The organism is Ralstonia pickettii (assembly GCF_000607165.1).
Classification (GTDB): domain Bacteria; phylum Pseudomonadota; class Gammaproteobacteria; order Burkholderiales; family Burkholderiaceae; genus Ralstonia; species Ralstonia holmesii.
In genome coordinates this window covers 20981-35033 of the sequence record NZ_JFZG01000035.1, presented here as the reverse complement: position 1 = coordinate 35033, position 14053 = coordinate 20981, and the positions used below count along the sequence as shown (strand labels likewise).

Here is a 14053-nt window from a genome sequence, read left to right as displayed (position 1 = left end):
TGTCGGCATAGCGAAGAAAATTAGAAAAAGCGCCGACCTGACTGGCGAGAATAGCGAAGTAAGTTAGAAAAAATAGCGAAGTAGGCTGGAGCATGAAAGAGGCGCGCGCGAGTGTCCCGTCCCCGGGGCGCCAGCCTGCCCAGCCATGCAACCAGTGCGGTGCGAGAGTCAAGCATTGTCGTCTTGCCACCGGATGTCCATCGCCGACCGCCTCAGATGCCCGGCTGAGTGTCGGCAGTATGAACCCATGCAAGGCGTCCTGTTAGCGGGTCACTGGAAACCCGATCGCGAGAACAAACGCAAAAAGCGCGTACAAAGAGCTGACTGCTACCAGGGTTCGCCCATGCACGACTCCGCGCCGGAACATCATCCACAAGAACAAGATGGCGACCGCAGTAATGATGCCGGACGCAAGCAGCGGCCCGTCAAATCGCCATGGAGTGTAGAAGATCCCCAGTGCACTCGGGATGGTGGCCTGAATCATCATGGCCCCCGAGATGTTTGCCAGGGCGAGGCGTTCCTTGCCCCGGCGGACCCAAATCAGAGCGTTCATCGTCTCGGGCAACTCCGTCGCAACGGGGCTGAGCAATAGCGCGACAAGGTGTGCTGGCCAGTGCAGCGCTGTGCCAATCGCTTCAAGCTGTGCCACAAAGACGTGTGAAGCGCCGCCAATCACGACCAGCGCGAGCAGCACTTGCAGCACGGCCCACCCCAGTGGAGGTTCCGCCAACTTCGGGCGAATCGAGAGGGGCTCCAGTTCCTCTTCTTCAGGTGCCGTGTCACTGTCCTTGATCTCGCGCCAGACATAGATCGCATAGGCGACCAGGAAAAGAATGCCCAGCCAAGGCTTGTATGCAAAGGCAACAAGCCCCAGGGCAACCTTGACAACAAAGGCGCCCAGGAAAGCGGCCTGGTCCCGGCTCATGCGTGCATGGTCGACTTTGACTTCCGCGGTGGGACGGCCAAGCTCGCGTCGATTCATCATCAACGCCAAACCAACTACCGCATATGCGAGTGTGGCCAGAACAAGCGGGCCGCCCATCGCAGCACCGACGCCGAGATCTTTCTGCTCAGGCGTCGAACCGAAGACCACGGCAACGAACGTGACGGCACTTTCAGGCAGTGCTGTGCCAAAGGCGGCCAACACCGAGCCGACGGCTGTGGCGCCGAGATTCAGTCGCTTGCCGCACCATTCAATGCCGTTGACGAAGTACTCGCAGGCCAAATAGATGGCGCCTGCCGATATCAGGAAAAGACCGATTGTGAGGAGCATGAAATGAGGTAGCCAGGCGAACGAGATAAACCAATGGCGCAACGACGCGCGTCGCCCGGCCTGGGTGTGCACGTCGCGGCCAAAGGTCTCGCCTAGCGGCTCTGCTTGCAGCAGAGGCTGTCCACACCATGAGACGGCAAGGTCTCAAGTTTGTTGACGTGGACTTCCGAGCATTGCGCCCGGAATGGCTACTCCCCAATGACAACGGGCCGGAGTGTATCAGCATCCCCCCTGGCACGCAAAAGTACAAAGACGCCTCAATGTCGCTCACTCGCTGCGATAGATCCCGTGTGCGAGATAGTCGGCTTGAATCGATCCGTCAGGTCCGGCTTAGCTCAGCTACCTATGTAGTCTGTCCAGAGGGCCCGCCGAAATTTGAGGTGCGCAGACACTTGCCCAATTCCGCCGCATTCCCTTTTTTGTAGGCGCTCCTATTCGCCACTTGATTCTCTTCCCTCTTGGCGTTCAGCGTTCTCCCGTTCCATGGTCGGCATTCCACGTTGTTTGACGGCTGCGACGCGTTGCTCAAAGCCAACGGAAAAACTGCTTGCAGGCTTACGTATGACTTTGTTACCCTTCGCCCCGTCAGAACTCGGAGTGATCTCCATGGACAGTTGTTCTAGTCGACCTTGGGTCGCACGTTGAACGGCTAGACAGTTTGGGCGCATCGCTGCGCTTCACCACTGCCTAGCCGCATTGCACGGCGGGTAGTGGATCTTGAGCGGGTTCTCCGCACAAGCCTCTCCCATCATTCGATCGTTTTATCGACACGGCCATGTGGCCGCGTACGCGTTTGCGTGCGTGGTTCCTGGGAGGCTCGTGGTCGGCCCATGCCTACGTCTGTCATAGAAGCAGACGAGGGAGGTCTCATGCTGTTTTTCTCGATGCTGCAGTACGCTTGGGTTGCAGTGCGTCCGCTCGTTCTGGTGCGCGCTGCTGCTCTGCGTCCCCTCCGTCGTCCGGCCTTGCTGGCTGCGATGGCTTTGTTCTCTGCTTTCACGCATGCTGCCCAAGCGCAAGAAGCTCCGGCTTCTGCTCCGGCTGCAGATGCGCTGCCTGCCGGTGGTGAGTTGGGCGACCGCTTCGGCTTCCATGGCCAATCGACGTGGGTCTGGCAAGCCAAGCCCGCCTTCAAGTCGCCGTACAGCGGCGACAACAGCCTGACGGCGGGCCGCGCCACGAGTTATTCCTTCAGCACGACGCTGGACCTGGGCATGCGGCTGTGGAAGGGCGCGGAATTCCACTTCAACCCGGAAGTGGTGATGGGCAAGGCGTTCTCCGATCTGCATGGCCTGGGTGGCCCCACCAACGGCGAGTTGGCCAAGGTCACGGGCACTGACCCGACGCTGTACCGCGCCCGCGTTTTCATGCGTCAGACCTGGGGCCTGGGCGGTGACACAGAAAAGGTCGACGCCGACTTCAACCAGTTCGCTGACGTGGTCGACAAGCGTCGCGTGGTGCTGACCGCGGGCAATCTGCCGGTGCTCGATGTCTTTGATGCCGTGGAGTACGCGCACGACCCGCGCACGCAGTTCCTGAACTGGTCGTTCATGACGCACCCGTCGTTCGACTATGCGGCCGATGCGCGCGGCTACAGCTGGGGCGTTGCGCTGGAGTACATCGACAGCGAGCTGGGCTGGGCCGTCCGCGCGGGCCGATTCCTGCAACCGCTTGAGTCCAACGGCTTGCCGCTCGACACGCGTTTTCTGAAGCACTACGGCGACATGCTGGAGCTTGAAAAGCGCTACACGCTGTTCGGCCAGGAGGGCAAGGTGCGCTTGCTGGGCTGGCGCAACTTCGCGCGCATGGGCCGCTTTGATGATGCGATTGCGCTCGGGCAGGCCACCGGTGCCGCGCCAGACCTGAGCCAGGTGCGGCGCGAGCACGCCAAGGTGGGCGTCGGCCTGTCGTTCGAGCAGAAAGTGGGCGAAAACCTGGGCCTGTTCACCCGCCTGAACTGGTCGGATGACAAGACCGAGACCTATGCTTTTACCGAGGTGGGCCGCAACGTGTCGTTCGGCGGTCTGCTCAAGGGCACGTCCTGGGGGCGGCCGAATGATGTGTTGGGGGCGGCCTTTTCGCTCAACATGCTGGGCCCGGATCATCGTGCCTATCTGGCGGCGGGCGGCAGCGGCGCCTTCCTGGGTGACGGCGCACTGAACTATGGCCACGAGCGCATACTCGAAGTGTTCTACAGCTTTCAACCGGTCAAGGGCATCACGCTCAGCCCCGATTTTCAGTTGATCCAGAACCCCGGTTACAACCGGGACCGCGGGCCTGCCAAGTTCTTTGGCATTCGTGCCCACGCGGAGTTCTAACGCCTACGGAGGACCCATATGGACAGTCCGAGTCGACCTTATCCGACAACCACATCAGTTTCCCACTAGGCCAGTCCGCCGCACGGTTTTCCCTGCTGCTGACTTGCCGCCCAGGCAAGGCAGCGGTGTCTGCATCGCTCCTTGATTGTTTGAATCTGCCGCCAGGGTAAGACGACCCCTGTGCGGCGATTGCCGCATGCCATGCACCCGTCGTGCGCATGTGGCGAGGAGTACCTATGCGCAAATTCAACATCCCCGCCCGTCGTTTCTCGGCAATCGCGCTGCCGTTCAGCTCGCCGTTCGTGCAGGCCCGGGCCGGTGCGCCCGAGCGTGCCAACGCCGTGCCCGCCACCTCCAACCGGCGTGCTGACGACGGTGGGCAGCCGCTCTCCAACCACGGCTACGCTGCCGCTGCCGTCCGGCTGTCGCGCACCTATTGGTAACCGGTGGGTCATCCAATCACCCAATAACAAATCGGAGGTCGCTATGACCCAACTGACTTCGGGCATCGACACACCACCACGTCATGCCGCTCTCGACGACGCCCATGTGGGCGACATCCGTGGGGCGCTCGGCACCATCGCCCACCATGACACCGGCGCGCGTGATAGCTGGCGTGCGCGCTTGCGTACATTGCTCGCCATCCTCGGGCCCGGCCTGATCGTGATGGTCGGCGACAACGATGCCGGCGCCTTCGGCACCTACACGCAGGCCGGGCAGAACTACGGCACCACGCTGCTCTGGACGTTGCTGCTGCTGATCCCTGTGCTGTACGTGAACCAGGAGATGGTGCTGCGCCTGGGCGCCGTCACGCGCGTCGGCCATGCGCGGCTGATCTTTGCGCGCTTCGGCAAGTTCTGGGGCAGCTTCTCCGTCATCGACCTGTTTCTGGTGAACGCGCTGACCTTGGTGACGGAATTCATCGGCATCAGCCTGGCGCTGGAGTATCTCGGCATCCCGCGTCATTGGGGCGTGTGTGCAGCGGCCGCGCTGGTGATGCTGGCCGCCTCCACGGGCGACTTCCGCCGCTTCGAGCGCTTTGCGCTGCTGCTGGTGGCGGGCAGCCTCACGCTTATTCCCATCTTTGTGATGGTGCACCCGCCGATGGGGCAGGTGGCGCGCGACTTCTTCGTGCCTGCTCTACCGGCCGGTGCACCGCTGGCGGAGGTAATGCTGCTGATCATCGCCATCGTGGGGACGACGGTGGCGCCGTGGCAGTTGTTCTTCCAGCAGAGCTACGTGATCGACAAGCGGATCACCGCGCGCTTCATCCGCTATGAGCGAGCGGACCTGTGGCTGGGCATCGTGCTCGTGATTGCCGGTGCCGTGGCGATGATCGCCTTCAGCGCGCAGGCCTTCCACGGTACGCCAGAGTTTGGCAACTACACCGATGCACTGGGCACGGCGAAAGGGTTGGAAGCGCACTCGGGCCGCTGGGCCGGTGTGCTGTTTGCGATCGCGCTGTTGGACGCCAGCATCATCGGCGCATGCGCGGTGTCGCTGTCCACGGCCTATGCTATCGGCGATGTGTTCGCTGTACGGCATTCGCTGCATCGCAAGCCGACGGAGGCCAAGGGTTTCTATGCGATTTACTTCGGGCTGACGCTGCTGGCCGCAGGGTTGGTGCTGACGCCGGGTGTGCCGCTCGGGCTGTTGACCAACGCGGTGCAATCACTGGCCGGCGTGCTGCTGCCGAGCGCGACGGTGTTCCTGCTGCTGTTGTGCAATGACAAGGCTGTGCTGGGCCCCTGGACGAACGGCCGCGCGATGAACATCTTCACCGGCGGTGTGGTGGCGGTGCTGGTGATGCTCTCCGTCATCCTGACGGCGGCGGTGCTGTTTCCCGGCATCGGCGAATTCGAGATCGGCGCGATCCTGATCGGCGGTTCGCTCATCGCCATTGTCATGTCGCTGGTGTTGTGGCACATCGAGCGGCGCAGTCATCGACCCCAGCATCCACTGCGCGTGAGCGTGCTCGATCGCGACCACTGGACCATGCCGCCGCTGGAGCAGCTCACGCCAGCACGTTGGACACCGCTCAAGCGCACGTGGATGTTTGTGCTGCGGGCTTATCTCGTGGTGGCCGCTGGACTGGTGCTGGTGCGGATCGCTGGGCTGGTGACGGGATGAGGCTAGGCCAACAGCCTACATACATCTTGCCTCACGCGCCGGGTAGCTGAAGCGGTTTTGAGTCCAGTTTGCCAACGGGGACAAGGGGTTGCTCGCAATCCCGGATGTTCACGTATACGTGCGCGTCCTTTTTCAACGGGCTGTCGAGAGGCAGTTGCACCACCACGTGTTGCAGTTTATGGCTGCTATGCATATATCTGCCGGCCGTGGTTCCGAAGTCGAACCTTACGACAGCAACCGGAGGATACGCTGCAGACAGGTCTCGCCTTTGGCGGCACAGCGCTCCGAACCGCCCCAGATCCGCTGGTGCACCAATCTTTTCGATTTCTCCGAGTCTCCATCCCTCGTCGTAGGCATATTTGCCTTCATAGATAGTCGAGCAACCGGCGAGGGACATGACCAGCATTGTGCTCATGGTGCGCATCTGCAGTGCGGAAGGAAGAGAGCGCATTCTGAGAACTCCTACCATCATCTGCCTCTTGATACTCCATTTGGACCTATGGCCACGAACCTGTTCGATAGGCATAGCGCATACTTGAAAAGTCCTGCCCTCCATTCAGTGTAGGTCACGTCTCCCACACAGTGATACCGTACAAATCACAGTGCGCTATTTGTCGAACGCGGTAAAAGAGGAAGACCGACAGAGTGAAAACGAAAACGCATCTCATGCAGGTTTTCGTTTGCGTCACCGGGTTATTCGGAAAAACGCATGCACGACGTCTATGCTTCGGCTGCCAGAAATTGGAGCCCCCCATGCAACACACTCGCTTATCCAGCCTTGTTGGAGTCATCGCAACGGTACTGGGTCTAACTGCGCTTCCGGCGTATGCCGTCCTTCCTGATGAGATTCAGGTCTACACCGGTGACATCAACGCGCCCGGCGAGTTTGGACTGGAGTTGCATCTGAACACGACGCCAAGCGGCATTGGAGAACCGTCTTATCCGCGCGAGGTCACGACACCGCATGGCTGGCGGGGCACTGCTGAATTCTCTTACGGCTTGACGCCTTCGGTGGAACTCGGTGTGTACGTCCCAACCGCGCTCACGCGCGAAAATACCTACTACGTCACCGGGCCAAAGGTGCGCGTCAAATGGATGCCCGTCCGACCCGAAGACGGTGTCGGTTACTTCGCTGGTCTCAACGTCGAGCTTGCTCATGTTGCAAGTCGCTTTGAGCAATCACAACAAGCGGTAGAGCTCCGGCCGATTTATGGCTATCAGAATGAGCAATGGCTATGGGCGCTCAACCCGGTGCTCGACTGGAATCTCTCCGGCCAGGATCGCAGTGGCGTGCCTGAATTCGCCCCGGCCCTCAAGATCGCCCGTACGGTGTCCACAGGCATTCGTGCCGGATTGGAGTACTACGCCGGTCTGGGTCGCGTCGACCATGTCTTGCCATTATACGAACAGCAGCACACGGCCTTTCTCGCGTTTGACGTGGATCGCAAGCCGTTCGTTTTCAACTTTGGCGTGGGCAGAGGCTTAACGCGCGCCACCGACCGGTGGACGTTCAAATGGATCTTTGAAGTCCCATTGAGTTAACCGTCAGCCCTCAGCGAGAAGGCTGGCGCCTCATCGGTTTTAGCGCCGTGCGACGTCAGCGTTGGGCCGGTTCCACCACCCGCCACCTAGGGCTTGAAACAGCGCTGCCGTATCGGCGAATCGGTTTGCACGCGCCCCAATCGTGGCTTGCACAGCAGTCTGGTAGGCCTGTTCTGCATTCAGCACAGCGAGGATGTTGACCTGGCCGATCGCGCGCTGCCTATCCGTGATGTTTAGAGTTCGGTGTGCTGCCTGTTCGGATCTGAGCGCGGCTTTCAGCACGTCGGCATCGGCATCTAGCGCGTGCAGGGTATCGGCGACGTTCTGGAATGCAGTGATGACGGTGCCACGGTACTGCGCCTCCGCTTGATCGACCCCCGCATCGGCTGCCCGTTTTTTCGCCAGCATCGCACCACCATCGAAGAAGGTCTGCGCCACATTGCCGACCAGGCTCCAGAAGACGTTGCCGTCCCGGAACATCTGGCTGAAGATTTCTGCGGTGCCGCCCTTGGTGCCGGTGATCGTCAGTTGGGGCAGCATATTGGCGATCGCCACGCCCACCTGCGCTGTTGCGGCGTGCAGCTGTTCTTCGGCTGCGCGCACGTCAGGGCGCTGCCGGACGAGATCCGATGGCAGCGACACGGGCAAGTCCTGCGGCAGCGTGAAGTCTGCAAAGGTGAACGTCTCGGCGATGCCTTCGCTAGGCAGCTTGCCGGCCAGTGCAGCCAACAGATCGCGCTGAACCGCCAGTTGCTTTTGCAGGTTGGGTAGCGCCTGCTCGGCCTGCGCAAGCGCCGTTTCGGCAGCTGCAATATCCAGCCCCGTTACCGCGCCCAGCGCGAACTGCTTGTGCAGGTTGTCGAGCAACTGCGTATTGATGCCGACAATGCGTTGTTGCGCTTCAATCTGCGCGCGCAGCGAGGCTTCCTGCACTGCCGCCACCACGATGTTGGACGCAAGGGTGAGGTGAGCCGCCTCCATCTGGAAGTACTGTGCCTCTTCGGTGGCCTTCAGTGATTCCACCTGCCGGCGGTTCAGGCCGAAGACGTCTGGGGCATAGCTCACCGTGAGCTGCGCGGTGTGCAGGGTGTAGATCGGTGCGCCAGAGGTGAGCGTGGGCGAAATCGTGCCGACGGCGTTTTGCTGTCGGCTCGGTTGATACGAGCCTTGCAGCATTGGGAAGAACGCTCCTTGTTGCGCGCGCGTTTGCTGCTGCGCCACGCGCAGTGCAGCCTGGGCGGCGGCCAGCGTGGGGCTGGCGGAAATCGCATCGGCAATCGTCTTGTTCAGCTTTTCTGACTGGAACGCCTTCCACCATTGATCGGAAACTGGCATCCCCGAGACAAAGCGCTGTGCTTCGCCGCCCTGCGTGGCTGCAGCCGATGTCTGCTGCGGCAGCGGCTTGGGCGTATAGCCAGTCACTTTCGGAGCATCCGGAGTCTTGAAATCCGGTCCGACCGCGCAGGCGGCGGTCAACAGGCATGCCGCCGCCACGATGGTCAGGCGCAGAAGAACAGTGGCGGACGATGGCATGCCGTGGGCAGTGTTGGCGGGCATGGAAGCACCCAGTTTGGTCGAATGGCGCCGATTCTATGGGGGCGTCGAATCGTTGCGAACTGTGATTCATCACAGTAGACCGCTCCACGTGCGGGCAGCATCATGCGGGCAAAATTTCTATCAACTGGGGTACTGCTGTGCAGGTTGATTACAAGTCCGCAGCCATTGGGGGCGTTGTCGCCGGGTTGGTCGTTGGCGGCCTGATGTGGGGAATCTGGGGGCAAAAGCGCTCGGAAGCTGCGCCCACACCATCGTATGCAGCCGCGCCGGTCACCGTGCCAGCGCCACCCTCACGCGATGGGCAGGCCGTGACCTTGAGCCAGGGCCAATTGCAGTACATCAAGGTTGCGCCCGTAGAGTTGCGCGAATTCGCCAACCGGCGCGAGGCGGTGGGCAATATCGACTTCAACGAGGACCGCGCTGTGCAGGTCTTCACGTCGTACCAAGGCAAGATCCGCAACACCTACGCCAAGGTGGGCGACATCGTTGCCAAGGGCAAGCCGCTGTTCGATATCGACAGCCCTGATCTGGTGCAAGCGGAATCCACGCTGATTTCCACTGCTGGTACGCGCAAGTTGACGACTGATGCGCTCGCTCGTGCGCGCCAGTTGTATGAGATCCAGGGCCTGGCACAGAAGGATCTGGACCAGGCTATCTCCGACCAGCAAGCCGCCGAGGCGGCCTACAAGGCCGCGCGTGAAGCCCTGGCTGTGTTCGGCAAGACGCCCGCACAGATGGACCAGATCGTGCAGACGCGCAAGACTGATTCGCTGCTGACGGTGGTGAGCCCGATCTCGGGCCAGGTGACCGCGCGCAGCGCGCAGCCAGGCTTGCTCTTGCAGCCCGGCAACGGTACGGCGCCATTCACGGTGGCTGATGTGTCCACCATGTGGATGCAGGCGTTCGTGCCGGAAGCCGATGCACCGCTGCTGCACGTCGGCCAGCCGGTCAAGATTCACGTCATGGCGTTCCCAAGCCGGGTCTTCAACGGCAAGATCACCACCGTGGGTGCATCGGTCGACGCCAACACGCACCGCATCCTGGTGCGTTCGGAAATCGACGACCCGAAGCACGAACTGCGCCCCGGCATGTTCACTTCATTCGACATCACCACCGGCGCGCCCATCCAATCCCCAGCGTTGGCGATGGACGGCGTGGTCCGCGAAGGCGACGGCACCATGACCGCGTGGGTTACGACCGACCGCAAGCGCTTTGCGCGGCGCGTGATCAAGCTTGGCCTGGAGCAGGATGGCTTTGTGCAGGTGCTCGAAGGCCTGAACGCAGGCGAGCTGGCCGCCAACGAAGGGGCACTGTATCTGAGCACGGCTGCCTCCGGCAGCGTCAATAGCGCTAATTGAGGGGAGTTCACCGTGCTCAAAGCGATTCTGAAGCTGTCGCTGCTGCGACGGCCGCTGATCCTGTTGTTCCTGCTGGCGTTCGTGACGGCAGGGCTGTTCGCGTATTCCAAGCTCAACATCGAGGCGTACCCCAACCCCGCTCCCGTCATTCTCGAAATCACGGCGCAAACGCCCGGTCTGTCGGCCGAAGAAATGGAGCGGTACTACACCGTGCCGATGGAGATCGGCCTCGCGGCGACGCCCGGTGTGGAGAACATCCGCTCCACGTCGTTCTATGGGTTGTCGTTCGTGCGCGTGACCTTTAAGTACGGGATCGACTACTACTTTGCTTACACGCAGGCGGCACTTGCCCTCCAGCAGAACGTCAGCCTGCCCAACAATGTGCAGCCGCAAATTCAGGCGTCCAGCCTGGTCGGGGAAGTGGTGCGCTATCAGTTGAAGGGCCCGCCCCACTTTGGCCTGACCAACCTGCGCACCTTGCAGGATTGGGTGTTGCAGCGCCGCCTGAAGACCGTACCGGGCGTGGCGCAGGTCGTCAGTTGGGGAGGCACGACCAAGGAGTACGACGTCGAGGTCGACCCGAAGAAGCTGGAAGCCTATGGCGTCACCCTGCCGCAGATGATGACGGCGCTCGGTAACGCCAATATCAACGTCGGCGGGCGCACGATCAACTTTGGCCAGCAGTCAGTCAACATCCGCGGCGTGGGTCTGATCCAAGACGTGAAGGACATCGACAAGATCGTCCTTACGCAGACCAATGGCGTGCCCGTGCAGGTCAAGGATGTCGCGAAGACGAAGATTGGTTTCGCGCCCCGTCTGGGCATTGCCGGCCGTGACAACGAAAGCGACGTCGTCACCGCCATCGTGGTGATGAACCGCACCATGCAGACCAACGACGTGGTGGCGCGCGTCAAGGCCGAGCTGGACAAGATCAACACCGATGGCACGCTGCCGGCAGGCGTGAAGGTCGAGCGTTACTACGACCGCTCGGAGCTCGTCTCGGTCACCACGCACACGGTCATGCATGCGCTGCTGTTTGGCTGCCTGCTGGTGTTCTTCATCCAATGGATCTTCCTGGGCGATTTGCGCAGCGCCATCATCGTTAGCGCCAACATTCCGTTTGCGCTGTTCTTCAGCATCCTGATCCTCTTGCTGACCGGCGAATCCGCCAACCTGCTATCGGTGGGCGCGGTGGACTTCGGGATCATCGTGGATTCGTCGGTCATCCTGGTCGAAAACATCTTCCGCAACTTCCAGATGCCGGCGGCGGAGCAGACGCGCCTGCTGATGAGCCGTGACGCGAAGATGCTGGGCTTCCGCGTGCCGGAGCGCTTGCGCATGATTTTCGTCAGTGCGCTGCAGGTCGATCGCGCGGTGTTCTTCTCCGCACTGATCACTGTGGCCGCATTTGTTCCACTGTTCACCATGCAGGGGGTGGAAGGCCAGATCTTCGGCCCGATGGCGCGTACCTATGGCTACGCGTTGGCGGGCGCGCTTATCGCCACCTTCACGGTCACGCCGGCGCTGTGCTCGTACCTGCTGCCCAAGAAGATCGAAGAGAAGGAAACCTGGCTCGTTCGCGCGTTGCACAAGGTCTACCAGCCTGCGCTGACGTGGTCCTTGTCCAACCGGCGCATTGCCGTGACGATCGGCGCGGTCGTGCTGGCGGTAACGGCGGCGCTCATGCCGCTGCTGGGTACGGAGTTCCTGCCGGCGCTTGAAGAAGGCAACCTGTGGATTCGGCTGACGATGCCGCAAACGGCGTCGCTGGAATCGGGCGTGGTACCGGTCGCGCGCATGCGCCAGATTTTGCTCAAGCACCCCGAGGTGCGCACGGTGGTGTCGGCCCACGGTCGCCCCGACGACGGCAGTGATGCCGCGGGCTTCTACAACGCTGAATTCTTCGTGCCCCTCAAGCCGTTCGACCAATGGTCGGCGGGGATGACCAAGGAGAAGCTGATCGCGCAGATCCAGAAAGAATTCACCAGTGAGTTCACCGGGGTCGGCCTGAACTTCTCGCAGTACATCCAGGACAACGTGGAAGAAGGGTTGTCGGGCGTGAAGGGGGCCAACTCGGTCAAGATCATCGGCCCGGACCTGCAGGTGCTGGAGCGGCTTGCCGATCAGGTACAGGGCGAGATGAGCGAGGTCAAAGGCATCACAGACCTGGGCATCTTCCGCGTGCTCGGTCAACCGAACCTGAACGTGCGCATCAACCGTGAGGCGGCCGCGCGCTATGGGCTCAACACTGGGGATGTGAACACCGTGGTGCAAGCGGCCCTGTCGGGCTCTCAGGCGACCACCATCCTGGAAGGCGATCGGCAGTTTGCACTGACGGTGCGGCTGGCCCCGGAGTACCGTGCCACAATCGATGCGGTGCGCAACATCCGCGTCGCCTACTCGAACGCGAATGGCGGCAACGCCTACATTCCGCTCTCGGCGCTGGCTGACATCACGCTGGATACGGGGGCGTCGTACATCTATCACGAGAAGAACGCCCGCTATATTCCGGTCAAGTTCAGTGTACGCGGGCGCGACCTGGGCGGCACGGTGGAAGAAGCGCAGCAGCGCATCGCCCAGCACGTCAAGTTGCCGCAAGGCTACCGCATCGAGTGGGCGGGTGAGTTTGAAGAACTCGAACAGGCCAAGCAGCGGCTCGCGGTCATGGTGCCGATCAGCATTCTGTTGATTCTGGTCCTGCTCTATGGACTGTTCAATTCGCTGCGCGATAGCCTGATGGCGCTGGCCGGTATTCCGTTTGCGATCACCGGTGGGGTAGCGGCACTGTTCCTGACGGGGCTGGACTTCAGCGTCTCGGCGGCCATTGGGTTCGTCTCGTTGTTTGGTGTATCGGTCATGGACGGCATCCTGATGATCACCTACTACAACGACTTGCGCCGGGAGCGCGGCCTCCAGCCAACTGAAGCGATGTTCCATGCGGCGCAACAGCGCATGCGGCCAATGCTGATGACGGCCCTGTCGGCGTGTATCGGCCTGTTCCCGGCGGCGATTTCCACGGGCATCGGCAGCCAGGTGCAGCGGCCCCTAGCCACCGTGGTTGTGGGCGGCATGTTGGTGGGCCCGTTGATGCTGCTGGTGATCGTGCCTGCGTTGCGGATGGTATTCCTCGGCAAGGAGCCGCCTGAAGACTCGCCCCTTGAGGAAGCGCCGGTCTGAGCGATGGCCGCCGCTTCGTGCGGCGGCCCCTATGGTTTGATAATGCCCGAGCTGGAAGCCCTGACCACGGCTTCGATGCGCGTGGCGACGCCCAGCTTTTCGCGCGCATTGTCCATATGGAAATCGACCGTGCGCTTGGAGAGCCCAAGAATCGTGGCGATCTCACCCGATGTCTTGCCGCGCGCAGACCATGCTAGCACCTCGACCTCACGCTCGCTCAGTTGTACGGGCGGATGTGCGGTATGCGTGCGCGGCCGTCTGGCGAGCCGGGTCTGCACAATGCTCATCAGGATTTCGAAGTCGACCGGTTTGGTCACATAGTCATCAGCACCCAGGCGACGCCCACGCAGTTCAGAGTCGCGTTGCGCCATCGCCGTCAAAAAGACGAACGGAATTTCAGCATAACGTGGCGCGAGCGTGCGCAATTGCTCCAGCAACTCGAACCCGGTCATGCCCGGCATGCCTACGTCGCACAGCACCAGATCGGGGGCTTCGCGCAGGAGCATCGCCAGCCCGGACTCACCATCGTTCGCCGTGATCACGGTGTAGCCGTGTTCGGCCAGTTCTTCGGTGATCAACTCGGCGGTTTCAACGTCGTCTTCAATGCAGAGGATCTTGGGGTTGGCTGGCTTCATGGGGATTTCAGCTGGTGGTATGGTGACTGATGCTCCGCTCATGACGTCGTCAAGAAAAACTGC

10 protein-coding genes and 1 riboswitch are annotated in these 14053 nt (G+C 61.6%); of the genes, 6 read left to right on the top strand and 4 right to left on the bottom strand.

All coding sequences use genetic code 11. The annotated features are described in order from the left end of the window. Window positions 1-262: 262 nt before the first annotated feature. Window positions 263-1273, bottom strand: coding sequence for a sodium:calcium antiporter (locus BG83_RS0126925; RefSeq protein ID WP_012435725.1), 1011 nt, complete (start codon window positions 1271-1273; stop codon window positions 263-265). Window positions 1274-1330: 57 nt separating this feature from the next. Next, a riboswitch (yybP-ykoY riboswitch) is annotated at window positions 1331-1482 on the bottom strand. A 660-nt stretch (window positions 1483-2142) separates the two neighbouring features. Here BG83_RS0126925 and BG83_RS0126920 point away from each other — a divergent pair. From BG83_RS0126920 to BG83_RS0126910, 3 genes are all read left to right on the top strand, one after another. After that, on the top strand, window positions 2143-3591 hold the full coding sequence (locus BG83_RS0126920) for a carbohydrate porin (RefSeq protein WP_012435726.1): 1449 nt from the start codon (window positions 2143-2145) through the stop codon (window positions 3589-3591). A gap of 236 nt (window positions 3592-3827) precedes the next feature. Continuing rightward, window positions 3828-4034, top strand: coding sequence for a hypothetical protein (locus BG83_RS0126915; RefSeq protein ID WP_012435727.1), 207 nt, complete (start codon window positions 3828-3830; stop codon window positions 4032-4034). 43 nt (window positions 4035-4077) lie between these two features. Further along, a complete protein-coding gene (locus BG83_RS0126910; RefSeq protein WP_012435728.1) occupies window positions 4078-5721 on the top strand; it encodes an Nramp family divalent metal transporter in 1644 nt (547 codons plus the stop codon). Window positions 5722-5752: 31 nt separating this feature from the next. On the opposite strand, the gene BG83_RS0126905 is transcribed toward BG83_RS0126910, so the two are convergent. Beyond that, the gene (locus BG83_RS0126905) at window positions 5753-6136 is read right to left on the bottom strand and encodes a hypothetical protein (RefSeq protein WP_233902599.1); all 384 of its coding nucleotides are present in this window, start codon (window positions 6134-6136) and stop codon (window positions 5753-5755) included. Window positions 6137-6474: 338 nt separating this feature from the next. On the opposite strand from BG83_RS0126905, the gene BG83_RS0126900 reads away from it, so the two are divergent. After that, on the top strand, window positions 6475-7263 hold the full coding sequence (locus tag BG83_RS0126900; RefSeq protein ID WP_012435730.1) for a hypothetical protein: 789 nt from the start codon (window positions 6475-6477) through the stop codon (window positions 7261-7263). 39 nt (window positions 7264-7302) lie between these two features. On the opposite strand, the gene BG83_RS0126895 is transcribed toward BG83_RS0126900, so the two are convergent. Then, a complete protein-coding gene (locus BG83_RS0126895; protein WP_012435731.1) occupies window positions 7303-8820 on the bottom strand; it encodes an efflux transporter outer membrane subunit in 1518 nt (505 codons plus the stop codon). Between the two features lie 137 nt (window positions 8821-8957). Here BG83_RS0126895 and BG83_RS0126890 point away from each other — a divergent pair, with 137 nt between their 5' ends. Both BG83_RS0126890 and BG83_RS0126885 read left to right on the top strand, forming a co-directional pair. Then, a complete protein-coding gene (locus BG83_RS0126890; protein WP_021197846.1) occupies window positions 8958-10178 on the top strand; it encodes an efflux RND transporter periplasmic adaptor subunit in 1221 nt (406 codons plus the stop codon). A 12-nt stretch (window positions 10179-10190) separates the two neighbouring features. Continuing rightward, window positions 10191-13355 carry an efflux RND transporter permease subunit gene (locus BG83_RS0126885; RefSeq protein ID WP_012435733.1) on the top strand — a complete coding sequence of 1055 codons (3165 nt, stop codon included), beginning with the start codon at window positions 10191-10193 and terminating at the stop codon, window positions 13353-13355. Window positions 13356-13384: 29 nt separating this feature from the next. On the opposite strand, the gene BG83_RS0126880 is transcribed toward BG83_RS0126885, so the two are convergent. Next, on the bottom strand, window positions 13385-13990 hold the full coding sequence (locus BG83_RS0126880; protein WP_012435734.1) for a response regulator transcription factor: 606 nt from the start codon (window positions 13988-13990) through the stop codon (window positions 13385-13387). Window positions 13991-14053 lie beyond the last annotated feature (63 nt).

Bases quoted from the DNA above. Each gene is read 5' to 3' on its own strand.
- BG83_RS0126925 (WP_012435725.1), bottom strand. From the start codon at position 1,273: ATGCTCCTCACAATCGGTCTTTTCCTGATATCGGCAGGCGCCATCTAT.
- BG83_RS0126920 (WP_012435726.1), top strand. From the start codon at position 2,143: ATGCTGTTTTTCTCGATGCTGCAGTACGCTTGGGTTGCAGTGCGTCCG.
- BG83_RS0126915 (WP_012435727.1), top strand. From the start codon at position 3,828: ATGCGCAAATTCAACATCCCCGCCCGTCGTTTCTCGGCAATCGCGCTG.
- BG83_RS0126910 (WP_012435728.1), top strand. From the start codon at position 4,078: ATGACCCAACTGACTTCGGGCATCGACACACCACCACGTCATGCCGCT.
- BG83_RS0126905 (WP_233902599.1), bottom strand. From the start codon at position 6,136: ATGAGCACAATGCTGGTCATGTCCCTCGCCGGTTGCTCGACTATCTAT.
- BG83_RS0126900 (WP_012435730.1), top strand. From the start codon at position 6,475: ATGCAACACACTCGCTTATCCAGCCTTGTTGGAGTCATCGCAACGGTA.
- BG83_RS0126895 (WP_012435731.1), bottom strand. From the start codon at position 8,820: ATGCCCGCCAACACTGCCCACGGCATGCCATCGTCCGCCACTGTTCTT.
- BG83_RS0126880 (WP_012435734.1), bottom strand. From the start codon at position 13,990: ATGAAGCCAGCCAACCCCAAGATCCTCTGCATTGAAGACGACGTTGAA.